Origin of the sequence: Kineococcus sp. G2 (assembly GCF_037154035.1) — a bacterium.
In the GTDB taxonomy this organism is placed as follows: Bacteria; Actinomycetota; Actinomycetes; order Actinomycetales; family Kineococcaceae; genus Kineococcus.
Genome location: NZ_JBBBEM010000030.1, coordinates 114,888 through 140,844 on the forward strand (window position 1 = coordinate 114,888; position 25,957 = coordinate 140,844).

General features: G+C 72.7%; 17 protein-coding genes and 1 tRNA gene. 10 read left to right on the forward strand and 8 right to left on the reverse strand.

What is annotated here, in order from left to right; all coding sequences use genetic code 11:
* Window positions 1-233 precede the first annotated feature (233 nt).
* Together gltB and V9U69_RS06585 are read left to right on the forward strand one after the other, a co-directional pair.
* Window positions 234-4,838: a glutamate synthase large subunit gene (gene gltB / locus V9U69_RS06580; protein WP_337060603.1), complete on the forward strand. Its 4,605-nt coding sequence runs from the start codon at window positions 234-236 to the stop codon at window positions 4,836-4,838.
* Window positions 4,831-6,291 carry a glutamate synthase subunit beta gene (locus tag V9U69_RS06585; protein ID WP_337060605.1) on the forward strand — a complete coding sequence of 487 codons (1,461 nt, stop codon included), beginning with the start codon at window positions 4,831-4,833 and terminating at the stop codon, window positions 6,289-6,291. Before gltB ends, V9U69_RS06585 begins: the two co-directional genes overlap by 8 nt.
* Before the next feature lie 11 nt (window positions 6,292-6,302).
* Here the strand turns inward: V9U69_RS06585 and V9U69_RS06590 are convergent, their stop codons facing one another.
* Both V9U69_RS06590 and V9U69_RS06595 read right to left on the reverse strand, forming a co-directional pair.
* A complete protein-coding gene (locus V9U69_RS06590) occupies window positions 6,303-7,115 on the reverse strand; it encodes an FRG domain-containing protein (RefSeq protein WP_337060607.1) in 813 nt (270 codons plus the stop codon).
* Between the two features lie 144 nt (window positions 7,116-7,259).
* A complete protein-coding gene (locus V9U69_RS06595; protein ID WP_337060608.1) occupies window positions 7,260-7,667 on the reverse strand; it encodes a hypothetical protein in 408 nt (135 codons plus the stop codon).
* A 196-nt stretch (window positions 7,668-7,863) separates the two neighbouring features.
* Here V9U69_RS06595 and pyk point away from each other — a divergent pair, with 196 nt between their 5' ends.
* Window positions 7,864-9,303, forward strand: coding sequence for a pyruvate kinase (gene pyk, locus V9U69_RS06600; protein WP_337060609.1), 1,440 nt, complete (start codon window positions 7,864-7,866; stop codon window positions 9,301-9,303).
* 109 nt (window positions 9,304-9,412) lie between these two features.
* On the opposite strand, the gene V9U69_RS06605 is transcribed toward pyk, so the two are convergent.
* Window positions 9,413-9,486, reverse strand: a tRNA-Leu gene (locus V9U69_RS06605).
* A gap of 138 nt (window positions 9,487-9,624) precedes the next feature.
* Between V9U69_RS06605 and V9U69_RS06610 the strand changes: the two genes are divergently transcribed.
* The 3 genes from V9U69_RS06610 to polA all read left to right on the forward strand — a co-directional run bounded on the left by V9U69_RS06610 (window position 9,625) and on the right by polA (window position 14,043).
* Window positions 9,625-10,242, forward strand: a complete 618-nt coding sequence (locus V9U69_RS06610) for an ANTAR domain-containing response regulator (RefSeq protein ID WP_337060610.1) — start codon at window positions 9,625-9,627, stop codon at window positions 10,240-10,242.
* Between the two features lie 257 nt (window positions 10,243-10,499).
* Entirely contained in the window at window positions 10,500-11,159 is a 660-nt protein-coding gene (locus V9U69_RS06615) for a GNAT family N-acetyltransferase (RefSeq protein WP_337060612.1), read from the forward strand.
* Between the two features lie 91 nt (window positions 11,160-11,250).
* Window positions 11,251-14,043 (forward strand): DNA polymerase I, encoded by a 2,793-nt coding sequence (gene polA / locus V9U69_RS06620; protein WP_337060613.1) that lies wholly within the window; start codon window positions 11,251-11,253, stop codon window positions 14,041-14,043.
* A gap of 52 nt (window positions 14,044-14,095) precedes the next feature.
* Here the strand turns inward: polA and V9U69_RS06625 are convergent, their stop codons facing one another.
* Window positions 14,096-14,962 carry a class I SAM-dependent methyltransferase gene (locus tag V9U69_RS06625; protein ID WP_337060615.1) on the reverse strand — a complete coding sequence of 289 codons (867 nt, stop codon included), beginning with the start codon at window positions 14,960-14,962 and terminating at the stop codon, window positions 14,096-14,098.
* 204 nt (window positions 14,963-15,166) lie between these two features.
* On the opposite strand from V9U69_RS06625, the gene rpsA reads away from it, so the two are divergent.
* Window positions 15,167-16,684, forward strand: a complete 1,518-nt coding sequence (gene rpsA / locus V9U69_RS06630) for a 30S ribosomal protein S1 (protein WP_337060616.1) — start codon at window positions 15,167-15,169, stop codon at window positions 16,682-16,684.
* Between the two features lie 111 nt (window positions 16,685-16,795).
* Here rpsA and V9U69_RS06635 read toward each other — a convergent pair whose 3' ends face one another.
* Entirely contained in the window at window positions 16,796-17,881 is a 1,086-nt protein-coding gene (locus V9U69_RS06635; RefSeq protein WP_337060618.1) for a LacI family DNA-binding transcriptional regulator, read from the reverse strand.
* A 371-nt stretch (window positions 17,882-18,252) separates the two neighbouring features.
* Between V9U69_RS06635 and chvE the strand changes: the two genes are divergently transcribed.
* From chvE to mmsB, 3 genes are all read left to right on the forward strand, one after another.
* On the forward strand, window positions 18,253-19,392 hold the full coding sequence (chvE, locus tag V9U69_RS06640; RefSeq protein WP_442907639.1) for a multiple monosaccharide ABC transporter substrate-binding protein: 1,140 nt from the start codon (window positions 18,253-18,255) through the stop codon (window positions 19,390-19,392).
* A gap of 129 nt (window positions 19,393-19,521) precedes the next feature.
* Window positions 19,522-21,108: a multiple monosaccharide ABC transporter ATP-binding protein gene (mmsA, locus tag V9U69_RS06645; protein ID WP_337060622.1), complete on the forward strand. Its 1,587-nt coding sequence runs from the start codon at window positions 19,522-19,524 to the stop codon at window positions 21,106-21,108.
* Complete coding sequence (gene mmsB, locus V9U69_RS06650; RefSeq protein ID WP_337060623.1) at window positions 21,105-22,355, forward strand: multiple monosaccharide ABC transporter permease; 1,251 nt, start codon at window positions 21,105-21,107, stop codon at window positions 22,353-22,355. The genes mmsA and mmsB overlap by 4 nt, the downstream gene beginning before the upstream one ends.
* A gap of 404 nt (window positions 22,356-22,759) precedes the next feature.
* Here mmsB and V9U69_RS06655 read toward each other — a convergent pair whose 3' ends face one another.
* The 3 genes from V9U69_RS06655 to V9U69_RS06665 all read right to left on the reverse strand — a co-directional run bounded on the left by V9U69_RS06655 (window position 22,760) and on the right by V9U69_RS06665 (window position 25,787).
* Window positions 22,760-23,845, reverse strand: a complete 1,086-nt coding sequence (locus V9U69_RS06655) for a cell wall-binding repeat-containing protein (protein WP_337060624.1) — start codon at window positions 23,843-23,845, stop codon at window positions 22,760-22,762.
* Window positions 23,846-24,000: 155 nt separating this feature from the next.
* Window positions 24,001-24,621: a hypothetical protein gene (locus V9U69_RS06660; RefSeq protein ID WP_337060626.1), complete on the reverse strand. Its 621-nt coding sequence runs from the start codon at window positions 24,619-24,621 to the stop codon at window positions 24,001-24,003.
* Window positions 24,618-25,787, reverse strand: a complete 1,170-nt coding sequence (locus V9U69_RS06665) for a flavin-containing monooxygenase (RefSeq protein WP_337060627.1) — start codon at window positions 25,785-25,787, stop codon at window positions 24,618-24,620. The genes V9U69_RS06660 and V9U69_RS06665 overlap by 4 nt, the downstream gene beginning before the upstream one ends.
* Between the last annotated feature and the right edge of the window lie 170 nt (window positions 25,788-25,957).

Genomic DNA, 25,957 nt, shown 5'->3' on the forward strand with positions numbered 1-25,957 from the left:
GTCGTGGTGATCCGGTGACGCTCTCGTGCGAATGAGCACGGGTTCCTGGGCGTTACAGTGAGGCGAACGCGGGCCAGCGCCGTCCCCGTTCGGGTGCGCACCCACCAGGAGCACACCCGTGCCCCCGAGGAGACCGATCCGGCTCCGAGGGGACCCACGCTCGAAGAGACCCGTCGAGAGACCCCCTGTCCATCGAGGTCCTCCCGGACCTCTCTCCGAGGACGGTGCACCGCATGTCGCAACCCCTCGCGCAGACCACCGCGCAGACCACCGGGACCACCACGGCGCAGCCGGTCAGGCCGCTGCCCTTCTCGGCGCTGCCGCCGAGCTCCGGGCTGTACGACCGCCGTGAAGAGCACGACGCCTGCGGGGTCGCCTTCGTCGCCACCATGCGCGGCGAAGCCGGCCACGACATCGTCGAGCACGCCCTGACGGCGCTGCGCAACCTCGACCACCGCGGCGCGGTGGGCGCGGAGACCAGCACCGGTGACGGGGCCGGCATCCTCACCCAGGTCCCCGACGAGTTCCTGCGCGCCGTCACGGCCGAGCAGGGCGTCGAGCTGCCCGCCAAGGGCACCTACGCCGTCGGCAACGCCTTCCTGCCCGTGGACGAGACCGAGCGCGCCGCCGCCGTGGCCCGCATCGAGGAGCTCGCCGCCGAGGAGTCGCTGACCGTCCTGGGCTGGCGCGAGGTCCCGGTGACCGCCGACCTCGTCGGCTCCCAGGCGCGCGCCTGCATGCCGCACTTCGCGCAGCTGTTCGTCGCCGGCCCCGACGGCGAGAGCGGCCTGGACCTGGACCGGCGCGTGTACCCGCTGCGCAAGCGCGCCGAGCGGGAGCTGGGCGTGTACTTCCCCTCCCTGTCGGCGCGCACGATCGTCTACAAGGGCATGCTCACCACCGGCCAGCTCGAGCCGTTCTTCCCCGACCTGTCCGACCGCCGCTTCACCAGCGAGCTGGGCCTGGTCCACTCGCGCTTCTCCACCAACACCTTCCCCTCGTGGCCGCTGGCGCACCCCTTCCGCACCATCGCCCACAACGGTGAGATCAACACCGTGCGCGGCAACCGCAACTGGATGGCCGCGCGCGAGTCGCAGATGAGCACCCCCCTCATCCCCGGCGACGTGCAGCGCCTGGGCCCGGTGTGCGCCACCGAGGGCTCCGACTCCGCCTCCTTCGACGAGGCCCTGGAGCTGCTGCACCTGGCGGGGCGCTCCCTGCCGCACGCGGTGCTGATGATGATCCCCGAGGCGTGGGAGAACAACACCGAGATGGACCCGGCCCGCCGGGCCTTCTACGAGTTCCACTCGATGTTCTCCGAGCCCTGGGACGGGCCGGCCAACCTCACCTTCACCGACGGCACCCTCATCGGCTGCGTCCTGGACCGCAACGGCCTGCGCCCCTCGCGCTACTGGGTCACCGACGACGGCCTGGTCGTCCTGGCCAGCGAGGTCGGCGTGCTGGACGTGGACCCCGCCTCCGTCGTCGCCCGCGGCCGCGTCGCCCCCGGCAAGATGTTCCTCGTCGACACCGCCCGCGGGCGCATCGTCGACGACGAGGAGATCAAGTCCGAGCTCGCCGCCGCCCGCCCGTACGCGGAGTGGCTGAAGAACGTCGTGCACCTGGGCGACCTGCCCCCGCGCGAGCACGTGGTGCACACCCACGCCTCGGTGGCCCGCCGCCAGCAGACCTTCGGCTACACCGAGGAGGAGCTGCGCCTCATCCTCGCCCCGATGGCCCGCGCCGGTGCCGAGCCGATCGGCTCCATGGGCTCCGACACGCCCCTGGCGGTGCTCTCGCAGCGCCCCCGCCTGCTCTTCGACTACTTCACCCAGCTCTTCGCGCAGGTCACCAACCCGCCGCTGGACGCCATCCGCGAGGAGCTCGTCACCTCGCTGATCACCATCGCCGGCCCGCACCAGAACTTCCTGGCGGAGACCCCGGCGCACTGCCACCAGCTGGTGCTGCCCTTCCCGGTCATCGACAACGACGAGCTCGCCAAGATCGTCCACATCGACCGCGACCGCCGCAACCCGGGCCGCACCACCCACACCGTCAAGGGCCTGTACCGCGTGGCCGGCGGCGGCGCGGAGCTGGCCCGGCGCATCGAGGAGATCCGCGCGGAGGTCTCCCGCGCCATCGCCGACGGCGCCGTCTTCGTGGTGCTGTCCGACCGCGACTCCACCGCCGAGCTGGCACCGATCCCCTCGCTGCTGCTGACCTCCGCCGTCCACCACCACCTGGTGCGCCAGAAGCTGCGCACCCAGGTCGGCCTGGTCGTCGAGGCCGGCGACGTGCGCGAGGTGCACCACGTGGCCCTGCTCATCGGCTACGGCGCCGCCGCCATCAACCCCTACCTGGCGATGGAGACCGTCGAGGACCTGGTCCGCAACGGCGTCATCACCGGCGTGGAGCCGCAGGCCGCGGTGAAGAACCTCATCAAGGCCCTCGGCAAGGGCGTGCTGAAGGTGATGTCCAAGATGGGCATCTCCACCGTCGCCTCCTACCGCGGTGCGCAGGTCTTCGAGGCCCTGGGCCTGTCGCAGACCCTCGTCGACGAGTACTTCACCGCCACGACCTCCCGCCTGGGCGGGGTCGGCCTGGACGTCCTCGCCGAGGAGGTGGCGCGCCGCCACCGCATCGCCTACCCCGTGGAGGGGCAGGAGCGCGCCCACCGCCGCCTGGAGACCGGTGGTGAGTACCAGTGGCGCCGCGAGGGCGAGCCGCACCTGTTCGACCCCGAGACCGTCTTCCAGCTGCAGCACTCCACGCGCCAGCGCAACGAGGCCCTCTTCCGCAAGTACACCTCCCGGGTGGACGACCAGTCCGAGCGCCTGATGACCCTGCGCGGGCTGCTGCAGCTGAAGAAGGGCGTGCGCGAACCCGTCCCCGTCGACGAGGTCGAGCCGGTCAGCGAGATCGTCAAGCGCTTCTCCACCGGTGCGATGAGCTACGGCTCCATCAGCGCCGAGGCCCACGAGGTCCTCGCGATCGCCATGAACCGCCTCGGCGGGCGCTCGAACTCCGGTGAGGGCGGCGAGGAGGTGGAGCGGCTGCACGACCCGGAGAAGACCTCCAAGGTCAAGCAGATCGCCTCCGGCCGCTTCGGCGTGACCAGCAACTACCTCTCCTCGGCGACCGACCTGCAGATCAAGGTCGCTCAGGGCGCCAAGCCCGGCGAGGGCGGGCAGCTGCCCGGCCACAAGGTCTACCCGAACATCGCCAGGACCCGGCACTCCACGCCCGGCGTCGGGCTCATCTCCCCGCCGCCGCACCACGACATCTACTCCATCGAGGACCTCGCCCAGCTCATCCACGACCTGAAGAACTCCAACCCCGCGGCGCGCGTGCACGTCAAGCTCGTCTCCGAGGTCGGCGTCGGCACGGTCGCCACGGGCGTGTCCAAGGCCAAGGCCGACGTGGTCCTCATCTCCGGCCACGACGGCGGCACCGGCGCAGCTCCGCTGACCAGCCTCAAGCACGCCGGCGGCCCGTGGGAGCTCGGCCTGGCCGAGACCCAGCAGACCCTCGTCGTCAACGGCCTGCGCGACCGCATCTCCGTGCAGGTCGACGGGCAGCTGAAGACCGGCCGCGACGTCGTCATCGCCGCCCTGCTGGGCGCCGAGGAGTTCGGCTTCGCCACCGCCCCGCTGGTCGTCTCCGGCTGCATCATGATGCGGGTGTGCCAGCTGGACACCTGTCCCGTCGGCGTAGCCACCCAGAACCCCGAGCTGCGCGCCCGGTTCACCGGCAAGGCCGAGTACCTGGTGACCTTCTTCGAGTACCTGGCGCAGGAGGTGCGCGAGTACCTCGCCCAGCTCGGCTTCCGCTCGCTGGAGGAGGCCGTCGGCCACGTCGAGGTCCTCGACACCCGCCGCGCCGTGGCCCACTGGAAGGCCGCCGGGCTGGACCTGGCGCCGATCCTGCACGCGCCCGCCGCACCGGAGGGCACCTCGCTGCACCAGACGCAGACGCAGGACCACGCCCTGGAGAAGGCGCTGGACCACGTCCTCATCGAGCGTGCCCACAGCGCCCTGCGCGACGGCACCCCGGTGCGCATCGAGGTGCCGGTGCGCAACGTCAACCGCACCATCGGCACCCTGCTGGGCCACGAGGTCACCAAGGCCTGGGGCGAGGACGGCCTGCCCGAGGGCACCATCGACATCACCCTGACCGGTTCGGCGGGGCAGTCGCTGGGCGCCTTCGTGCCGCGCGGCATCACCCTGCGCCTGCTCGGCGACACCAACGACTACGTCGGCAAGGGCCTGTCGGGCGGCACCGTCGTGGTGCGCCCGGACCGCGCCAGCGGCTCGCGCGAGCGCGACATCGTCGCCGGCAACGTCATCGGCTACGGCGCCACCTCCGGCTCGATCTTCCTGCGCGGGGAGGTCGGCGAGCGCTTCTGCGTGCGCAACTCCGGCGCCACCGCCGTCGTGGAGGGCGTCGGCGACCACGCGCTGGAGTACATGACCGGCGGCGAGGTCGTGATCCTGGGCCGCACCGGCCGCAACGTCGCCGCGGGCATGTCCGGCGGGCTGGCCCACGTGCTGGACCTGAAGGAGTCCCGCGTCAACCGCGACATGGTCGACGTGGAGCCGATGGACGACGAGGCCGCCGCGCGCGTGCACGACCTGCTCGTCGCCCACCGCGAGCACACCGAATCCCCGCTGGCCGCCAAGCTCCTCGCCGACTGGGGCGCCGCGCGCCAGCGCTTCTCGACGATCGTCCCGCGGGACTACCGCCGCGTCCTGCAGGTGCGCGCCCAAGCCGTCAGCGACGGTTTGGAACCGGACTCCGAGGCCGTGCTGACCCGCATCATGGAGGCTTCCCATGGTTGATCCCCGCGGTTTCCTGAAGGTCCGCGACCGCGAGCTGCCCCCGCGCCGGCCGGTGCCGCTGCGCCTGATGGACTGGCGCGAGGTGCACGAGAAGCAGAGCCAGGACCAGCTGCAGCGCCAGGCCGGGCGCTGCATGGACTGCGGCATCCCCTTCTGCCACAACGCCTGCCCGCTGGGGAACCTCATCCCCGAGTGGAACGACCTCGTCAGCCGCGGCGACATGCACGAGGCCATCGAGCGCCTGCACGCCACGAACAACTTCCCGGAGTTCACCGGCAAGCTGTGCCCGGCGCCGTGCGAGTCCGCCTGCGTGCTGGGCATCAACCAGCCGCCGGTGACCATCAAGCAGGTCGAGGTCATGATCGCCGAGACGGCCGCCGAGAACGGCTGGCTCGAGCCGCGCCCGCCGGAGCGGCTGACCGGCAAGACCGTCGCCGTGGTCGGCTCCGGACCGGCCGGCCTGGCCGCCGCCCAGCAGCTGACCCGCGCCGGTCACACCGTCGCCGTCTACGAGCGCGACGACAAGGTCGGCGGGCTGATGCGCTACGGCATCCCCGAGTTCAAGATGGAGCGCTCCGTCCTGGACCGGCGCCTGGCGCAGATGGAGGCCGAGGGCACCCGCTTCCGCCCGGGCGTCGACATCGGCACCGACATCACCGGTGAGCAGCTGCGCGAGCGCTACGACGCCGTCGTGGTGGCCACCGGCGCCACCCAGTGGCGCGACGTCGACCTGCCGGGCCGCGACCTGGACGGCGTGCACCAGGCCATGCAGTACCTGCCGCCGACCAACCGCGTCGCCGTCGGCGAGCCGCGCCCGGACGACTACATCGACGCCGCCGGCCTGGACGTCGTCGTCGTCGGCGGCGGCGACACCGGCTCGGACTGCTACGGCACCGCGCTGCGCCAGGGGGCGAGGTCGGTCACCCAGCTGGACATCTACCCCAAGGCACCGGGGGAGCGCAGCGAGAACGAGCCGTGGCCCACGGTGCCGAAGGTCTTCAGCGTCTCCTCCTCCCACGAGGAGGGCGGCCAGCGACGTTTCTCCGCCTCCACCCAGGCCCTCGTCGGCGACGAGCACGGGCGCGTGAAGGCCCTGCGCATCGTCGAGGTCCGCAAGGTCGACGGCGTGTGGACCCCCGTGGAGGGCACCGAGCAGGACCTGCCCGCCCAGCTGGTGCTCCTGGCCATCGGCTTCACCGGCCCCGAGCAGGGGGACCTGGTGCACCAGCTCGGCCTGAGCGCGGACGAGCGCACCCGCTTCACCCGCACCCCCGGCTACGCCACCGGCACGCCGGGCGTGTTCGTCGCCGGCGACGCCGGCCGCGGGCAGTCCCTGATCGTGTGGGCGATCGCCGAGGGCCGCGCCTGCGCGGCGGCGGTGGACGAGTACCTCATGGGCGACACCGCCCTGCCGGCACCCGTGCGCGCCGACGCCGCACCGCTGACCGCCTGAACCGGCCGCGCTCACCAGCGCGGCGGGCTGGAGTAGTACCGCGTCAGCCACCGGCTCAACCCGTCCAGACCGGGGAAGAGCACCCGCTCGGTGATGTTGGCCTGGTCCAGGCGCTCGCGCACCAGCGGCTTCAGCGCCGCCGGCACCACCAGCTTGCGCACCAGCGGCGGCTCGGCGCGCGCCAGCCACGCGTCGGGCCGCTCGTGCGCGGAGGAGAGCACCGAGAAGCTGGCGTACTGGTTGACGATCCGCTCGTCCAGCGACGGCGGCTCGAAGAACACCATGAACGGCTCGGGGTCCAGGGCGTCGAAGCGCGCCAGGGTCGGCGCCACCTGCCCCAGCAGATCCACGGTGAACGCGGTTCCCCCCGAGGCCCGCAGCGCCTCGCGCACCTGCCCGGGCAGCCGCTCGTGCGCGGCGACGAAATCCGCGCTCCACACCGCCCCGTCCTCGTCGTGGCGCCGCACGTCCGCCGTGGCGAAGTGCAGGGCCACCAGCGGCGAGTACGTCCAGTCCAGGATCCGGGTGGGCAGCCCGTGGTGCTGCGCCAGCGTCAGCCACTCCCAGTCGCTCTCCTGGTGGCCGAACGGCACCCGCGAGTACTTGCGGAAGTTGCGCAGCAGGTCCGTCTCGCGCTCGACGCGCCCCAGCCGCTGCACCGACGTCACCAGCCCGTACCCCGCGCACGGCAGGCCCCGGTGCACCACGTTGGAGTGGTACCGGCCCGCCCGCTGCGGCCACGGCTCGGAGAACAGCAGGTCCTGCAGCTGCGCCCACGTGCTCGGCACGACCGTCTCCACCTCGGGGTGGTCCACCTGCGGCACCCGGCTCCTCCCGCCCTGAACCCCGCCCTGAACCCCGCCCTGAACCCCGCCCTGAACCCCGCTGCGACCCGTGCACCGGCCCCTCGCGGGCTCGCGCGCTCGTGCACCCGGCGCGACCGCGAGGACCGGTCCGCCGGGCGGGGCTCACCAGCCGGCGACGGCCTCGCGGTCGTACACCCACACCGCCGAGTCGCTGATCACGGTCACGTCCGCGGCGTGCCCGGCCAGGCCCCGCTCGGTCGCGGCCTCCTCGACCTTCGCCAGCGCCCGCTGCGCGGCGCTCTCGGCGTCCAGGCCGTCCCCGTCGACGCTGATGACCACGTCGTGCTCGGGCGCGTCCACCGACTCGATGCGCGGGTGCGCGGTGCGCAGCGCGGCCACCAGCTCCTGCAGCGCCCCGCGCGGCCAGTCGGCGTCCGCGTGCAGGCGCACGTAGACGGCGTACTCGTGCTCCAGGTCCGCCACGCCCTGCTCGATCAGCTCGTCGATCTCCCGGTCCACCGCGGTCCCCAGCACCACGTCGTCGCCACCCGCTCCCGTTCCCGTCGTCATGGCAGCCAGCATGGACCAGCCGCACGAGCGCGCACCTCGGGAGGGGGTGCGCGGGCACGAGGACCCCTCCCGGGCACCTGCCGGGCACCCCGGCAGGTGACGGGCGCGTGAGCGGGACGTGACGGGCCGGTCGCGCGCGCACCGGCGGCGCGCCCCGCGGCGCGCGCCGCACCACCGGCGGCATAGGGTCGGGGGCATGCGCAGAGCGAAGATCGTCTGCACCCTCGGACCCGCAGTGGGCGGCCCCGAGCGGTTGCGGGCCCTGGTGGACGCCGGGATGGACGTCGCCCGGATGAACCTCAGCCACGGTTCCCACGACGAGCACCGGGCCAACTTCGAGGGGGTGCGCGCCGCGGCGGAGGCCAGCGGCCGCTCGGTCGGCATCCTCGCCGACCTGCAGGGCCCCAAGATCCGCCTGGGCCGCTTCGCGGACGGCCCCCACGACCTCGCGATCGGTGACGTCTTCACCATCACCACCGAGGACGTCGTGGGCACCCGCGAGGTGTGCTCCACCACCTACGCGGGTCTGCCCGGTGACGTCTCCGTCGGCGACAGCATCCTCATCGACGACGGCAAGGTCGGCCTGGAGGTCACCGCCGTCGACGGGCCCCGCGTGGTCACCCGCGTGAGCGTGCCCGGCCCGGTCAGCAACAACAAGGGCATCAACCTGCCCGGCGTCGCCGTCAGCGTGCCCGCCCTGTCCGAGAAGGACGTCGAGGACCTGCGCTTCGCCCTGTCGCTGGGCGTGGACATGGTCGCCCTGTCCTTCGTGCGCTCGGCCGCCGACGCCGACGACGTGCGGCGCGTCATGGACGAGGAGGGCGTCACCGTCCCCGTCATCGCCAAGGTGGAGAAGCCGCAGGCGGTGCAGAACCTGCGCGAGATCGTCGCCGCCTTCGACGGCATCATGGTCGCCCGCGGCGACCTGGGTGTGGAGCTGCCGCTGGAGGAGGTCCCCCTCGTCCAGAAGCGCGCCGTCGAGCTCGCCCGCCGGCAGGCCAAGCCCGTCATCGTCGCCACCCAGATGCTCGACTCGATGATCACCAACCCGCGCCCCACGCGCGCGGAGGCGTCCGACTGCGCCAACGCCGTCCTCGACGGCGCGGACGCGCTGATGCTCTCGGGCGAGACCAGCGTGGGGGCCTTCCCCTACGAGGCCGTGCGCACCATGGCCCGCATCATCGACAACACCGAGACCCACGGCGCCGAGCGCATCGCCCCCCTGGGCACCACGCCGCACACCAAGGGCGGCGCCATCACCCTGGCCGCCGCCGAGATCGGCAGCCAGCTGGGGGCGAAGCTGCTGGTGACCTTCACCCAGTCCGGGGACTCCGCCCGCCGCCTGTCCCGGCTGCGCTCGCAGATCCCGCTGCTGGCGTTCACCCCCGACCACGGCACGCGCCGGCGCCTGGCGCTCAGCTGGGGCATCGACGCCCACCACGCGCCGTTCATCAGCACCACCGACGAGATGGTCAAGGCCGTCGACGCCCGGCTGCAGGAGATGGGCCGCTGCTCCGAGGGCGACCTCGTCGTCATCGTCGCCGGCGCCCCCCCGGGGATCGTCGGCTCGACCAACGCGGTGCGGGTGCACCGCATCGGCGACGCCACGGCAGGGGTCTCCTCCGCCTACGCGTGAGGGGCCCGGCACCAGCGGACCCCGCGGGGGCGAGCGCCCCACGCGCGACGAGGGGGACGGACCGGCCGGTCCGTCCCCCTCGTCGCGCCTGCGCGCGTGCCTCGTGCGGTGCCCCGGGTGGGATTCGAACCCACACTGGATCGAGTTTGAGTCGATTGCCTCTGCCGGTTGGGCTACCGGGGCGCGCCGCCCCCGCAGCGGGTGCGTCGAGCGGCGGGGCCACCCTACCGGCCCGCCCGCGCCCGGCCGCTGCGCGGGTGCCGCCGACGGCGCGGGCGGTGCGGCTCCGGCGCGGTGGGCGGCGACCACTAGGATGAGGGCGTGACGAACACTCCTGACACCGCCGCGACCGCACCCACGACCGCCCGCCGGGTGGTCGTCGCGGAGGACGAGGCGATCATCCGCCTCGACATCGTGGAGATGCTGCGGGAGGCCGGCTACGACGTCGTCGGCGAAGCCGGTGACGGTGAGCAGGCGGTCGCCCTGGCCGAGGAGCACAAGCCCGACCTGGTCGTCATGGACATCAAGATGCCCGTCCTGGACGGCATCTCCGCGGCCGAGCGCATCGTCAAGGCCCGCATCGCCCCGGTGGTGCTGCTGACCGCGTTCTCGCAGGCGGAGCTCGTCGAGCGCGCCCGCGACGCCGGCGCCATGGCGTACGTCGTCAAGCCGTTCACCTCCGCCGACCTGCTGCCCGCGGTGGAGATCGCCGTCAGCCGCCACCAGCAGATCATGGCGCTGGAGGACGAGGTCGCCGACCTCGCCGACCGCTTCGAGACCCGCAAGCTGGTCGACCGCGCCAAGTCGAAGCTGCAGACCCAGTTCGGCATGACGGAGCCGGAGGCCTTCCGGTGGATCCAGAAGACGTCGATGGACAAGCGCCTGACCATGCGCGAGGTCGCCACCACCGTCATCAACGCCGGTGACGACCGCCCCTGAGCAGCTCAGGGGACCGGGTCCCGTCCCGGTCTCCGCCACGCCCCGGCGCGCACCGCGCGCCGGGGCTCCCGCGCCCGCCCGGTGCCACCGCGGGCACCCCCCGTCCACACCGTTGACCCGGCCGGGTGAGAGCGCTCGCGCCGTCGGACCGCGGCGCCGGCGCGGACCTTCCGCCGCGACCCGTCAGGCCCTATGGTCCCTGCAGCCGCGAGCGCGGTGACCGGAGGCCCGGGCCCGGTCCGTTCGAGGAGGACGCCGTGCCGAGACCTGTCGTGCTGGTGCGCGAAGCCGCGCTCACCGACGTGGACACCCTGATGCGCCTGTACGCCTCGGCGCGCTTCGACGCCGGGCAGCTGCGCGCCCCCGTCGACCACGTGCGCACCCGACTGGTCCGCGCCCTGGACGAGGGCACCGCGCGCGTGCTCCTGGCCACCGTGGCCGGCGAACCGGCCGGGTACGCCCTGCTGACCCGCGCCCAGCTGCTGCCCCTGGCCGGCCGCACCGGCCCCAGCGTCGAGCACGTGCACGTGGTCCCCGAGCACCGCCGCCGCGGCGTCGGGCGCGCCCTGCTGCGCCGGGCGGTGCTGCTCGCCGAGGCCGAGGGCGCCGAGCAGCTCGCCTGCACCGCGCTGCCCGGCGACCGCGACTACACCCGCTACCTGACCCGCCTGGGCTTCGCCCCCGTCGTCGTGCGCCGCGCCGCGCCGCTGACCGTCCTGCGCCGCCGGCTGGCCCTCGACGGCCCCGCCGGTGCCACCGCCGACCCCCGCGGAGTCGTCGCCCGCCGCCGCTCCCTGCGCGTCCGCCTGGCCCGAGCAGCCACCGCGCCCACCACGCCCACCACCCCCACCGGCACCACGGGGACCGTGCCGCTGCCCGGCGCGGGCGAGGTGCCCGGAGCCACCCCGGTCGCCTGAGCGGCGACCCGGCCACCGGGCACCCCGGGCACCCCGGGGCTCGGCCGCGCCCGCACCCGGCCGGTCCGACCCCCTGGCTACCCTGACCGGCGTGACCCCAGCGCCCGCGCCGACGTCCCGCCGCACCACCGGTAGCAGCACGGGCGGCAGCGCCCCCGGCACCCGCCCCCGCCTGCTCCTCGTCGACGGCCACTCCCTGGCCTACCGGGCCTTCTACGCCCTGCCCGTGGAGAACTTCGCCACCAGCACCGGCCAGCCCACCAACGCGGTCTACGGGTTCACCTCCATGCTCATCAACGTCCTGCGCGACGAGGAGCCCACCCACCTCGCCGTCGCCTTCGACGTCTCCCGCACCACCTTCCGCACCGAGGCCTACCCCGACTACAAGGCCCAGCGCCTCGCCAGCCCCGACGCCTTCCGCGGCCAGGTCGACCTCGTCAAGGAGGTCCTCGCCGCCCTGCGCGTACCCGTCGTGCAGGTCGAGGGCTACGAGGCCGACGACGTCATCGCCACCCTCACCGAACGCGCCGTCGACGCCGGCTACGAGGTCCTCATCTCCACCGGCGACCGCGACGCCCTGCAGCTCGTGCGCGAGCAGGTCACCGTCCTCTACCCCCGCAAGGGCGTCTCCGACCTGCTGCGCATGACCCCCGACGTCGTCCAGGAGCGCTACGGCGTGCCCCCCCAGCGCTACCCCGACCTCGCCGCCCTCGTCGGCGAGACCAGCGACAACCTCCCCGGCGTGCCCGGTGTCGGCCCCAAGACCGCCGCCAAGTGGATCACCGCCCACGACGGCCTCGACGGCGTCATCGCCGACGCCGACCGCATCAAGGGCAAGGCGGGGGAGAACCTGCGCGCCCACCTCGACGGCGTCATCCGCAACCGCCGCCTCAACGCCCTCGTGCGCGACCTGGACCTGCCCGTCACCCCCGACGACCTCGTGCGCCGCACCTGGGACCGCGAACAGGTCCACACCGTCTTCGACGGCCTGGAGTTCCGGGTCCTGCGCGACCGCCTCTTCGCCACCCTCGAGACCGCCGAGCCCGAGGCCGAGGCCGGCTTCGGCGTCGACGGCGCGATCCTCCTCGACGGCGAGGTCGCCGCCTGGCTCACCGAGCACGCCACCGCACGCACCGGCCTGCACGTGGTGGGGCAGTGGTCGCGCGGCACCGGCGACGTCACCGCCCTGGCGCTCGCCGGCGCCGACGGCGTCGCCGCCCTCATCGACCCCACCACCCTCACCGACGACGACGAGCGCGCCCTGGCCACCTGGCTGGCCGACCCCGACGCCCCCAAGGTCGCCCACGACGTCAAGGGCCCCAGCCACGCGCTCGCCGCCCGCGGCTGGACCCTGGCCGGCCTCGTCATGGACACCGCCCTGGCCGCCTACCTGTGCCGGCCCGACCAGCGCAGCTACGACCTCGCCGACCTCGCCGTGCGCCACCTCAAGCGGGAGCTGCGCGCCGAGGGCACCACCGGCACCGGCGCACCCGCCGCCGACGCCGACGAGCAGCTCTCCCTCGACACCCCCGACGGCCCCCTCGGCGCCGACCGGCACGCCCGCGCCCAGGACGCCATGGTCCGCGCCCTCGCCGTCACCGAGCTCGCCGACGTCCTCGCCGCCGAGCTGGAGACCCGCGGCGGCACCCGTCTCCTGCACGACGTCGAGCTGCCCCTCGTCGACGTCCTCGCCCGCGCCGAACGCGTCGGCATCGCCGTCGACGGCGACCTGCTCGCCGAGCTGGAGCAGCACTTCGCCGACCGCGTCGCCCACGCCCAGACCCGGGCGCACGAGGTCATCGGCACCGAGATCAACCTCGGTTCACCCAAGCAGCTGCAGACCGTCCTCTTCGAGCAGCTGGGCATGCCCAAGACCAAGCGCACCAAGACCGGCTACACCACCGACGCCGACGCCCTGGCCTCCCTCTACGTCAAGACCGAGCACCCCTTCCTGCAGCACCTGCTGGAGCACCGCGACGCCTCGCGCCTGCGCCAGACCGTCGAGGGCCTGCGCAAGTCCGTCGCCGACGACGGCCGCGTGCACACCACCTTCCAGCAGATGATCGCCGCCACCGGCCGCCTGAGCTCCACCGACCCCAACCTGCAGAACATCCCCATCCGCACCGACGAGGGCCGCCGCATCCGCGCCGCCTTCGTCGTCGGCCGCGGCGCCGACGGCACCGCCTACGACAGCCTGCTGACCGCCGACTACTCCCAGATCGAGATGCGGATCATGGCGCACCTGTCCGGCGACGCCGACCTCATCGCCGCCTTCACCTCCGGCGAGGACCTGCACCGCTTCGTCGGCAGCCGCGTGTTCGGCGTCGAACCCGCCGACGTCACCCCCGACATGCGCGCCAAGATCAAGGCGATGTCCTACGGCCTGGCCTACGGCCTGTCCGCCTTCGGCCTGTCCAACCAGCTGAAGATCACCACCGAGGAGGCGCGCGGCCTCATGGACGACTACTTCGCCCGCTTCGGCGGCGTGCGCGACTACCTCCACGGCGTCGTCGAGCAGGCCCGCCGCGACGGCTACACCGAGACCATCATGGGCCGGCGCCGCTACCTGCCCGACCTCACCAGCGACAACCGCCAGCGCCGCGAGATGGCCGAGCGCGCCGCCCTCAACGCCCCCATCCAGGGCTCCGCCGCCGACATCATCAAGGTCGCCATGCTCGACCTCGACCGCGGCCTGCGCGAGGAGGGCCTGCGCTCACGCCTGCTGCTGCAGGTCCACGACGAACTCGTCCTCGAGGTCGCCCCCGGCGAGCGCGAGCAGCTCGAGGACCTCGTGCGCCGCACCATGGCCGGCGCCGCCGACCTCGCCGTCCCCCTCGACGTCTCCGTCGGCGCCGGCCGCTCCTGGCACGAGGCCGGTCACTGACCACCCACCACCCCGGCCCCGCCGCACCGGTGGGCACCCGCGGGTGCCCACCTCAGCCGCCGGCCGCGCTCGCCGCAGGGCGGGAGCACACCAGCACCAGCGTCCCCGGCACCAGCTCACCGCGCAGCCTGCTCCACCCGCCCCACACCGCCTCCCCGGCCGACCACTCCGGCTCCACCAGGTCCTCCACCACCAGGCCCGCACCCCGCACCAGCCGCACCCAGTCACCCACCGTCCGGTGGTGCTCCACGTACGTCACCCGCGCCCGCCCCGCACCGTCCGTCTCCGACTCCACGTACGGCCGCCGGTCGAAGTAGGAGTGGTGCACCCGCAACCCCTCCGCCCCCGGCACGTCCGGCAACGCCCACCGCACCGGGTGCGGCACGCTCCCCACGAACCGCCCACCCGGCCGCAGCACCCGCCCCACCTCGCCCAGCACCCGCTCCGCGTCCGCCACGAACGGCAGCGCCCCGTACGAGGTGAACACCACGTCGAACACCCCGTCCGCGAACGGCAGCACCCGCGCGTCGCACTGCAGCAGGGGAGTGCGCACCCCCGCCTCCGCGTCCGCCGCCACCGCCTGCGCCAGCATCCCCGCCGACAGGTCCGAGGCCACCACCAGCGCACCCCGCCCGGCCAGCCACCGCGAGCACTGCGCCGCCCCCGCACCCACCTCCAGCACCCGACGGCCGGCCACGTCCCCCAGCAGCCCCGCGTCCTCCTCGCGCAGCCCCTCCGGACCCCACACCAGGTCCGAGCCCGCCCGCGCGTCCCCCAGGAACGGACCGTGCTCGGCCCGGTACCCCACCGCCTCCGCGTCCCACCAGCGCCGCTGGGCCGCGACCGTCTCCGCCGGCCCCACCTCGCGCCGCCCCACCCCGAACGCGCCGTCCACCCCGTCGCCCACGTCACCGCTCACCACCCCATCGTCCCAGCGGGCGCTCGCGGGCCGGGGCCGCGCGGACAGCACGGGGTGCTTTGCCTGCGTGCACGGGCGCGAGTAGGCTGGGACAGCGCGCGTCCGCCTCCGGTTCTCACCACACGGCCCGAGAACGGCTGCGCGTGACGGCCGGGAACCCCCGGGCGTGCCCCTACGAGTGTCCCTGACGGAGTCCCTACCTCCATGACGACCACGACGACCGCTCCGGCGAGCGCCACCCCTCAGATCGCGATCAACGACATCGGATCGGCTGAGGACTTCCTCGCAGCGGTCGATGCCACCATCAAGTACTTCAACGACGGTGACATCGTCTCCGGCACCATCGTGAAGGTCGACCGTGACGAGGTCCTCCTCGACATCGGTTACAAGACCGAGGGCGTCATCCCCTCGCGCGAGCTCTCGATCAAGCACGACGTCGACCCCAACGAGGTCGTCGGCGTCGGCGACGAGGTCGAGGCCCTGGTCCTCCAGAAGGAGGACAAGGAAGGCCGCCTGATCCTGTCCAAGAAGCGCGCCCAGTACGAGCGCGCCTGGGGCACGATCGAGGCCAAGAAGGAAGCCGACGAGGTCGTCGAGGGCACCGTCATCGAGGTCGTCAAGGGTGGTCTCATCCTCGACATCGGCCTGCGCGGCTTCCTCCCGGCGTCGCTGGTCGAGATGCGCCGCGTGCGCGACCTGCAGCCCTACGTGGGCAAGACGATCGAAGCCAAGATCATCGAGCTGGACAAGAACCGCAACAACGTGGTCCTGTCCCGCCGCGCCTGGCTCGAGCAGACCCAGTCCGAGGTCCGCCAGAACTTCCTCACGACCCTGCAGAAGGGTCAGGTCCGCTCCGGCGTCGTCTCCTCCATCGTCAACTTCGGCGCGTTCGTCGACCTGGGCGGCGTGGACGGCCTCGTGCACGTCTCCGAGCTGTCCTGGAAGCACATCGACCACCCCAGCGAGGTCGTCGAGGTGGGCCAGGAGGTCACGGTCGAGGTCCTCGACGTCGACATGGACCGCGAGCGCGTCTCCCTGTCGCTGAAGGCGACGCAGGAAGACCCGTGGCAGCAGTTCGCGCGCACGCACGCGATCGGCCAGGTCGTCCCCGGCAAGGTCACCAAGCTCGTCCCGTTCGGCGCCTTCGTGCGCGTCGACGACGGCATCGAGGGCCTGGTCCACATCTCCGAGCTGGCCGAGCGCCACGTCGAGGTGCCCGAGCAGGTCGTCCAGGTCAACAGCGACATCTTCGTCAAGGTCATCGACATCGACCTGGAGCGTCGCCGGATCTCGCTGTCGCTGAAGCAGGCCACCGAGGCGCTCGCCGCGGCCGGCGACGAGTTCGACCCCTCGCTGTACGGCATGGCCGCCGACTACGACGAGCAGGGCAACTACAAGTACCCCGAGGGCTTCGACCCGGAGACCAACGAGTGGCTCGAGGGGTACGAGGCGCAGCGCGAGGAGTGGGAGGGGCAGTACGCCCTGGCCCACGAGCGGTGGGAGACCCACCGTCGCCTGGTCGCCGAGCAGGCGGAGGCCGAGGCGCGCGCCGAGGCCGAGGGCGTCCCCGCCGCCGCGAGCGCGAGCAGCACCACGGGTGGCGGCAGCGGCAGCGGTTCCGCTCCGTCCTCGTACACCTCCGAGGCTCCGGAGGCCGCGGGCACCCTCGCGTCCGACGAGGCCCTGGCGGCTCTGCGCGAGAAGCTGACCGGCGGACAGTGATCCACCCGGCCGGGACCGTGCACGCACGGTCCCGGCCACCCCGCTGACGCACGAGGGCCCCGACCGGCACGTCCGGTCGGGGCCCTCGCGCGTCGGCGGGTGGTGCGCCCCTCAGCCGGGCACGGGGGAGCGGGGGGCGTCCTCCCTCGGCGCCGCGCTGGCCACCACCGGTGCGGGACCCGTGCTCTGCCGCACGACCAGCTCGGGCGTGACCGCTCCCGGCTCCACCACCCGCCGGTTCAGCCTCCCCAGCAGGACCCGCACGCAGCGCCGGCCGATCTCCGTGAAGTCCTGGTGCACCGTCGTCAGCGGCGGGTTCAGGTACGCGGCCTCGGGCACGTCGTCGAAACCGACGACGCTGACGTCACCGGGCACCGACAGCCCGGCCTCGGTGAGGGCGCGTACCACCCCGATCGCCATGTGGTCGTTGCCGCAGAAGACCGCCGTCGCGCCCGCCGCCAGCACCTCCCGTCCCGCCCGGTAACCGGACGCCGCCGTCCAGTCCCCGCGCACCGGCCGCGGCACCACCCGCATCGCCTCGACCAGCGCCGTGCGCCAGCCGGTGGACCGCGCCCGCGACTCCGCCCAGTCCACGGGGCCCCCCACGTGGTGCACCGTGCGGTGCCCCAGGTCCAGCAGGTGCTCGGTCACCGCGCGGGCGGCCGCCACCTCGCTCCAGTAGGCGTCCGGCACACCCGCACCGTCCAGGCCGGGCGCCAGCACGCACGGGAACGTCGCGTCCGCGGCGGCCACGGCCGCCTGGGAGGCGTCCTCGGGCACCACCGCGATCGCCCCGTCCACGGACTGCCCGCGCAGCTCCTGGAACGCCTCGCTCACCGTGGCCGGCAGCAGGTCGCTGACCATGACGACCGTCACCGAGTAGCCGGCTGCGCGCGCGGCCTCCTGCACGCCCACCAGCGTCAGCGCCGGCCCGTACAGGGACGTGCTGGCCGCCACGACACCGATGCGGTGCGAGCGGCGCGTCACCAGCGCCCGTGCGGCCGCGTTGGGCTGGTACCCCAGTTCCGCGATCGCCTGCTCGACGCGCTCGCGGGTGCGGCGGGCCACCGAGCCCGAGCCGCGCACCACGCGCGAGACCGTCTGCTGGGACACCCCGGCGAGCTCGGCGACGTCCGCCAGGACCGGTGTGCGCGTTCCCTCGCCCGGCGTCGACGCCGGGTCCGCGGGAGGACTCATCTTCGTTTCCTGCCTGTGGCCGTGCGGGACACGGGAGAGCGGGGGAGCGGGGGAGCGGCCGGCACGTCCACGTGCGGGGTCGGCGCGCGGCGGGGAGGGCACTGCTCCCGGAGGCGTCAGGATACCCACCGCGCGACGGTCCGCACCGGTACCGGACGGGTTCCCCCACACCGCTGCTCCCGACGGGTGACGTGCTTGACGGCCTCGAGTGCTAACGTTAACAATGTTCGAGTCCAACCACTTGCCGCTGTCGAACGGGACGAGGAAGCCCGCTCGGGCGAGTGCCCCGCGCCGCTCGCCGGCGCCCCCCAGCACACGTCGCGAACCTGCACGTCCGCGGCACTCACGAGGTACAGAGGAGTTCCCCCGTGATCACTCGTCGCTACCTGGCAGCCTTCGCTGCCGGTCTGGTCCTGACCGTCTCCGCCTGCGGCGGCGAGGGTGCCGGTTCCGGCACCTCCGGTTCCGGCGGTGCCGCTGACGGCGACATCACCGTCGGCGTCGCGATGCCGACCCAGACCTCCGAGCGGTGGATCGCCGACGGAAACAACGTCAAGGCGGGCCTCGAGGAGGCCGGGTACAAGGTCGACCTGCAGTACGCCAACGACGACATCCCCACGCAGTCCCAGCAGATCGACCAGATGATCACCAAGGGTGACGACCTGCTGATCGTCGCCGCCATCGACGGCACCGCGCTGAGCAGCCAGCTCGCCGCCGCGAAGGCCGCCGGCATCCCGGTCATCTCCTACGACCGCCTCATCCGCGGCAGCGGCGACGTGGACTTCTACGTCTCCTTCGACAACTTCAACGTCGGCGTGCAGCAGGGCACCTCCCTGCTGACGGGCCTGGGCCTGCTGAACGAGGACGGTTCCCCGGGCACCGCCACCGGCCCGTTCAACGTCGAGCTCTTCGCGGGCTCGCTGGACGACAACAACGCCCAGTTCTTCTGGAACGGCGCGATGAGCGTCATCCAGCCGTTCATCGACTCCGGCCAGGTCGTCGTGAAGTCCGGCCAGACCACGATCGACCAGGCAGCGACCCTGCGCTGGCAGCAGGAGACCGCCCAGAAGCGCATGGAGGACCTGCTGACCTCCGCCTACAACGACGGCAGCAAGGTCGACGGCGTCCTCTCGCCCTACGACGGCATCTCCCGCGGCATCATCACCGCCCTGCAGAACGCCGGTTACGGCAGCGCCGAGAAGCCCATGCCCATCATCACGGGCCAGGACGCCGAGATCGCCTCCGTCAAGCTCATCAACGACGGCGTGCAGTACTCGACCATCTTCAAGGACACCCGCAAGCTCGCCGAGCAGGCCGTGACCGCGGCCGAGGCGATGCTGGACGGCGAGGAGCCCGAGGCGAACGACACCACCACGTACGACAACGGCGTCAAGGTCGTGCCCGCGTACCTGCTGGAGTCCCAGATCGTCACCAAGGACAACATCGTCGAGACCCTGGTGGACACCGAGTACTACAGCCAGGCCGAGGTCGACACCGGCCAGGCCGGCTGACCCTCCGCCAGTTCACGGTTCGTCCCCGTCGCGTCCCGCGGCGGGGACGAACCGTGCTGACCACCCCCCAGACCACCGCGGGCGCGTTCGCGCCCGCACGGTTCCCCGAGCGAGGACGACGGCGCGCCGATGACCGACAACATCCTGGAAATGCGTTCCATCACCAAGACCTTCCCCGGTGTGAAGGCGCTCTCCGGCGTCTCCCTGTCGGTGCGGCGCGGTGAGGTGCACGCCATCTGCGGCGAGAACGGCGCCGGCAAGTCCACCCTCATGAAGGTCCTGTCGGGCGTGTACCCGTACGGCACCTACGAGGGCGACATCGTCTTCGACGGGCAGGTGTCCCGCTTCGGCGGGATCTCCGACAGCGAGCGGGCCGGCATCGCCATCATCCACCAGGAACTCGCCCTCGTGCCGTACCTGTCCATCACCGAGAACCTGTTCCTCGGCAACGAGGTCCGCGGGCGCTCGGGCCTGATCAACTGGCACCGCGCCAACGGCGAGGCGTCCAGGCTGCTGCAGCGCGTCGGCCTGGACGAGAACCCGATGACTCCCATCGGGCAGCTGGGTGTCGGCAAGCAGCAGCTCGTCGAGATCGCCAAGGCGCTCAGCAAGGACGTCCGGCTCCTCATCCTCGACGAGCCGACGGCCGCGCTCAACGACAACGACTCCGAGCACCTGCTGGGCCTGCTCCGCCAGCTGCGGGCCGAGGGTATGACGAGCATCATGATCTCGCACAAGCTCAACGAGATCGAGGCCATCTCGGACGCCGTCACCATCATCCGCGACGGGCAGACCATCGAGACCCTCGACATGCGCGCGGACGCCGTCACCGAGGACCGCATCATCCGGGGCATGGTGGGCCGGGACCTGGACAGCCGTTTCCCCGAGCGCGAGTCGAACCCGGGCGAGGAGGTGTTCCGCATCGAGGACTGGACGGTCGGGCACCCCACCCAGGACCGCCGCGTCGTCGACGGCGCGAACCTGTCCGTGCGTGCCGGTGAGGTCATCGGCATCGCCGGCCTCATGGGCGCCGGGCGCACGGAACTCGCCATGAGCGTGTTCGGCCGCTCCTACGGCCGTTACCTGGGCGGGCAGCTCTACATGCACGGCAAGCCGATCGAGGCCCGTTCCGTGCGCCAGGCCATCAAGCACGGCATCGCCTACGCGACCGAGGACCGCAAGAAGTACGGCCTGAACCTCATCGACGACATCAAGCGGAACATCTCCGCCGCGGCGCTGGGCAAGCTGGCCACCGGCGGCTTCGTGAACGCGCACGAGGAGATCCGCGTCGCCGAGGACAGCAAGCGGAGCATGAACATCAAGGCTCCCACCGTCATGGCGTTGACGGGCAAGCTGTCCGGTGGCAACCAGCAGAAGGTCGTGCTGTCGAAGTGGATCTACTCCGACCCGGAGGTCCTGATCCTCGACGAGCCGACGCGCGGCATCGACGTCGGCGCCAAGTACGAGATCTACACGATCATCAACCGCCTCGTGGCGGCCGGCAAGGCCGTCATCGTGATCTCCTCCGAACTGCCGGAGCTGCTCGGCATCTGCGACCGGGTCTACACCCTGTCCGCCGGCCGGATCACCGGTGAGCTGCCGGTCGCCGAGGCGACGCAGGAGAGGCTCATGAGCCTCATGACCAAGGACAAGACGCCGGCGCGGGCCGGCGCGCACACCCCCTCCACCGACGACCACCAGGAGCACTCCGCATGAGCGGTTCCGGCGACCTCCTCAACAAGGGCACGGCCCCGGGGAGCCTGCCCTCGAAACCCCCGGCGCCGCGCTCGGGCCCTGCGAACCCCTTCCGCTCGATCACGGACAACCTGCGCGAGAGCGGCATCTACATCGCCTTCGTGGTCGTGGTGCTCCTGTTCGCGTTCCTGACCGACGGGCTGTCCCTGAGCCCGGGCAACATCACCAACATCGTCCTGCAGTACTCGTACGTGCTGGTGCTGGCCATCGGCATGGTCATCGTCATCGTCGCCGGCCACATCGACCTCTCGGTCGGTTCGGTGGTGGCGTTGACGGGAGCCGTCTCCGCACAGCTCGTCATCGGTTCCAGCCAGCCGTGGTGGGTGGGCGTGCTCGCCGCCCTCGGTGTCGGCCTCGCCATCGGTGCCTGGCAGGGCTTCTGGGTCGCGTTCGTCGGCATCCCCGCGTTCATCGTGACGCTGGCCGGCATGCTGCTCTTCCGCGGCCTGACGTACTACGTGCTCGACAACGTCTCGCTGTCGCCGTTCCCCGGTGGGTACAACGAGATCGCCACCGGGTTCATCAACGGCCTCATGGGCGGTTACGGGTACGACGCGTTCACCCTGTTCATCGGTGCGCTGGCCGTCGCCGGCTACGCCGTCAGCCAGGTCCGCAACCGGATCGCCCGGGTGCGCTACCAGCAGAGCGTCGAGTCGATGCCGATGTTCGTGCTGAAGATCATCGCCGTCGCTGCGGTGGTCATGGCCTTCGCCTGGCAGCTGGCGAACAGCCGCGGCATGCCGATCGTCCTGATCATCCTCGCGGTCCTCATCCTGACCTACTCGCTCGTGATGAAGTCCTCGGTGTTCGGCCGCCAGGTGTACGCGATCGGCGGCAACCTCGCCGCCGCCCAGCTGTCCGGCGTGAACGTCCGGCGGGTGAACTTCTGGATCTTCGTCAACATGGGCTTCCTCGCCGCGGTCGCCGGTGTCATCTTCTCCTCGCGCTCCAACGGCGCCCAGCCCGGCGCCGGCAACAGCTTCGAGCTCGACGCCATCGCCGCGGCCTTCATCGGCGGGGCGGCCGTCACCGGCGGCGTCGGCAAGGTGACCGGGGCCATGATCGGTGGCCTCCTGGTCGGCGTCATCTCCAACGGCATGCAGCTGCTGGGCGTGGACCAGTCGCTCCAGCAGGTCATCAAGGGCCTCGTGCTGCTGCTGGCGGTGGCGTTCGACGTCTACAACAAGCGCCGGGGCGGCGTGCGCTGAAGCTCCGGATCCGCGAACGACCGCGGGCACGCACGAGAGCCCGGCCGGGGATCCCCGGCCGGGCTCTCGTGCGTGTTCGCGGTCGTCCTGTCAGCGCTGCCCGGCGTCCAGCCGCCGCCGGTGACGACACCACTCCAGATCATCGGTGCACAGGGGAAGTCAGTGATGCCGGCGGCGGTGGACTGCCAGCCCTCGCATGGCGGTCAAGGAGGTGACGGGAGCACTGACGACTCACTCCACCCTGGGTCGTGAGCCTTGCTGACGGGGCGTGGTGGCGTCGTGGTGGTGCGCCTGACCAGCGGGGCGCTGGGCCTGTTCGGTCGCCCCGCACCGCGCTGAGGAACTGATCGACGTGCCGTGCCGCGCAGGGGTGCCGCAGCACTGGACGTCGCTCTCCCGGTCGATCACCTGGTGACGGCGTTCACCGCGTCGGCGACGACCGCATCGGAGACCGCCGACTGGTCGCCGAGCACCTCCAGGGTGCTGACCTCACCGGCGTGGGTGTTGAGGAAGGCGCGTGCAGCGCCACCCAGGTCATCGGGTCCGGTGGTGAGCAGCATCGGCGCGTGCCGGCGGCCGGCACGCGTGGCTCCGGCCACGGCGTCGGCGAAGGCGTCACCGCGGGCCAGGGTGACGTGTTGAGGTGTCCAGCCGAACTCCTGCGCAGCGAAGTCGAACATCGCCACCGACGTCGCCTGCCGGTCGGCGCCGGCGACGCGGCGCACGGTCAGGCCCATGGCCTCCAACTGCGCCACGACCTGCTCGGAGACCGCCTGCGGGCCGCCCACCACGACCACCTGGGTGATGCCCCTGCCGCGGGTGGTCAAGATGTCCTCGACCGTGCCCGAGAGCGTCGTCGGCTCGCTCAGCAGCAGCGGCAACCGCTCCTCGGAGGCGACCGGCCCGGCGCTGATGGCGTCGGCGTAGCTGGTGCCGCTGACGAGGAGAGCGGTCCGCTGCCCGTCCACCGACGCCGGAATGTCAGCCTCCTCGTCGTAGGCGATGCGGTAGGCAGCCGCGTTGGTCTCGTAGCGGTCCGCACCGCCCACGCGAATGACTCCCGGATGTTCTTGCGCGGCGGCTACCCGGTCGGCGACCGCGTCCCCGACCACGCCGGCGGCCCCCACGATGAAGCCGTGGACGTAGTGGGAGGCGTCCACGACGGCGGCACTGTCAGCCGGCAGTCGATCGCGCTCGGTCAGCAGCAGGGAGGCTGGGCCCCCGTACCGCCTTCCGGTGAGGTTCACCGCGGACAGCGCGTCGGGGAAGGCGTCACCGCGCGCTACGACGACGTCGGCCGTGAAGTAGGGCCCCGGAGGGAAGGTGGCGCGGGCGATGGCCGCCGCCGTGGCGTACCGATCCGCACCGGCCAGTCGGGTGACGGTTACCGCAGCCGACGCAATCGTTGTCGGCGCAGCGGCAGCGGCAGCGGAAGGGGGGGAGGCTGCACCCAGAACCACGCTCATCAGCAGCGTGCCGGCACCAGCCACGACCTTCGAGGACCCGCCCCCACTCGCGCGCATCGCCGTGGTTCCACCACTCCTCCGACCGAGAGGCCTCGTGCTCACTCGACCAGCATCGCTCACCGGTCACCGATTGACCACAAGGAGCAACGCTCGGTGTGCGTGATGCTCGGGCCACATCCTCAACCCGGGGTCTGGCACGAGCGGGTCACGGTGCCACCTGATCGTGCAGCAGACCCGCTCGCGCCAGCAGCAGTGACCATCGCTGCTGCGCCCACTGCCGCTGCGGTGCCAGTCGTTGCACCGCGAGTCGTTGCGCTGGCTCGTGTCGTTCCGGCGCGTGCCGTGGTGAGCACCGGGCGCGGGCGCGCCCGCAAGGGGACGACCGCGGTGGCGGAGACCAGCACCCCCACGGCTGCTGCGGCGATCGTGCCGGGCGCTGAGGCGTCCCCACGGCGCAGCGCCAGGAAGCTACCGAGCGCATGCGGTGCGCCCGCCACAGCGGCACCCAGCACCGGGCGGTGCTCGGCCAGGTGCCCACCGGCAGCCGCGGCCAGGGCACTGGCACCGGCGGCGAGCACGGCGAGGCCGGGTTTGTCGGCACGCCCGACCAGAGCGACACCGGCATCGACGAGCACCGCCGGCGCGGCATCGACCAGCCCGCGCGCCAACCCCGACGACGGCGAGCGCCCACGCTCGCTCGCGCACGCGGCGACCTCACCGGCCGCGGCCGCCAGCACACCGGCGAGCATCCCCACCCGCCGCCGGCGGGGCACGCAGCGCCCAGTGCGGTGGGTGCTCACCGGCTCCTCCCGTTCACCACGGCGCTCGCCGGCGCATGCGGGGCTGGCTCGTGCGGGATCGGCTCGTGCCGGGGTGCGTGGCGTTGCCACGGGCGGTGTGCGTCGGCGGCCATGCGCGCGCTCAAGGTGGCGGCATCGGCGCCGACGAAGCCCAGCAGCGCCGAGCCGCGGCAGCTCTGCCAGGGCAGGCCCAGGAAGTACAGGCCGGGCACACCGGTGACCCCGGCCTCGTGGCGAACGGTGCCGGCACCGTCGATGACGCCGGGCACGTGCAGCCAGGAGTGGTCGGGGCGGTAGCCGGTGGCCCAGACGACCGCGTCGACAGCGAGGGTGCTGCCGTCGGCGAAGGTGGCGGTGCGCCCGGTGAGGCCGGTCAGCCGCGGCCGGAAGTCGACCCCGCGCCGGCGCAACCGGCGGCTGCGGGTGCCGATGACCAGGTCACCGCGTTCGCGCAGCCGCCGCGCGATGCGGGTGTGCGCGGGCACGGTGAAGAACCCGGACCCGGTGAGCCAGAAGAACACGTCGCGGCCGGCGATGCGCTGGGGCAGCTCGGTCGGCCGGGAGCCGACCGCGACGCTGACCGGCTGGACAGCGCCCAGTTCGGCGGCGATCTGCAAGCCGGAGTTGGCCGCACCGACCACCAGCACCCGGCCGGCGCCGGGCAGCTGGGCCGGGTTGCGGTACTCGGCGCTGTGCAGCTGCGGCACGCCCGGGTCCAGCCGGGCGGCGATCGCGGGCACGTGCGGGCTGTGGAGGGCGCCGGTGGCGACGACGACCTGCTTCGCGCTCAGGGTGCTGGCAGGCGTGGTGGCCGCGAAGGTGCCGTCGGCGTCGCGGTGCAGCCGCAGCACCGGGCAGTTCAGCCGCACCGGTAGCGCGAAGTGGGCGGCGTAGCCGGCGAGGTAGTCGGCGACGTCGTCCTTGCTGGGGTGGGTGTCGGCCGGCGCGGGGAACGGCAGGCCGGACAGTGCGTCGTACTGGGCGGGGCTGAACAACCGCAAGGAGTCCCAGCGGCAGCGCCAGGCGTGCCCGATCTGCGGGCCGGCGTCCAGCAGCAGGAAGTTCACCCCGCGGCCGGTGAGGTGCCGGCCGGGGGCGAGGCCGGCCTGACCGGCGCCGACGACGAGCACGTCGAGGACCTCACGGTCACCAGCAGGCGAGGGCACGGACGGGTGCGTGGGGACGGACGGACGTGTGGGCACGGGGATCTCCAGGCGAGGCGACGGCGGGTGAGGCGGAACCCCGGGCACGGCGATGACCGGCGGGGTGTGGCGGCGGGTGCGGGCGGTCAGTCGAGGCCGACGGTGAGCAGGACGCACCAGGCGCTGATCCAGGC

What these genes read in the sequence shown, in the direction of transcription:
- gltB (WP_337060603.1), top strand. Translation starts at nt 234, where the DNA reads ATGTCGCAACCCCTCGCGCAGACCACCGCGCAGACCACCGGGACCACC.
- V9U69_RS06585 (WP_337060605.1), top strand. Translation starts at nt 4,831, where the DNA reads ATGGTTGATCCCCGCGGTTTCCTGAAGGTCCGCGACCGCGAGCTGCCC.
- V9U69_RS06595 (WP_337060608.1), bottom strand. Translation starts at nt 7,667, where the DNA reads ATGACGACGGGAACGGGAGCGGGTGGCGACGACGTGGTGCTGGGGACC.
- pyk (WP_337060609.1), top strand. Translation starts at nt 7,864, where the DNA reads ATGCGCAGAGCGAAGATCGTCTGCACCCTCGGACCCGCAGTGGGCGGC.
- rpsA (WP_337060616.1), top strand. Translation starts at nt 15,167, where the DNA reads ATGACGACCACGACGACCGCTCCGGCGAGCGCCACCCCTCAGATCGCG.
- V9U69_RS06635 (WP_337060618.1), bottom strand. Translation starts at nt 17,881, where the DNA reads ATGAGTCCTCCCGCGGACCCGGCGTCGACGCCGGGCGAGGGAACGCGC.
- mmsA (WP_337060622.1), top strand. Translation starts at nt 19,522, where the DNA reads ATGACCGACAACATCCTGGAAATGCGTTCCATCACCAAGACCTTCCCC.
- mmsB (WP_337060623.1), top strand. Translation starts at nt 21,105, where the DNA reads ATGAGCGGTTCCGGCGACCTCCTCAACAAGGGCACGGCCCCGGGGAGC.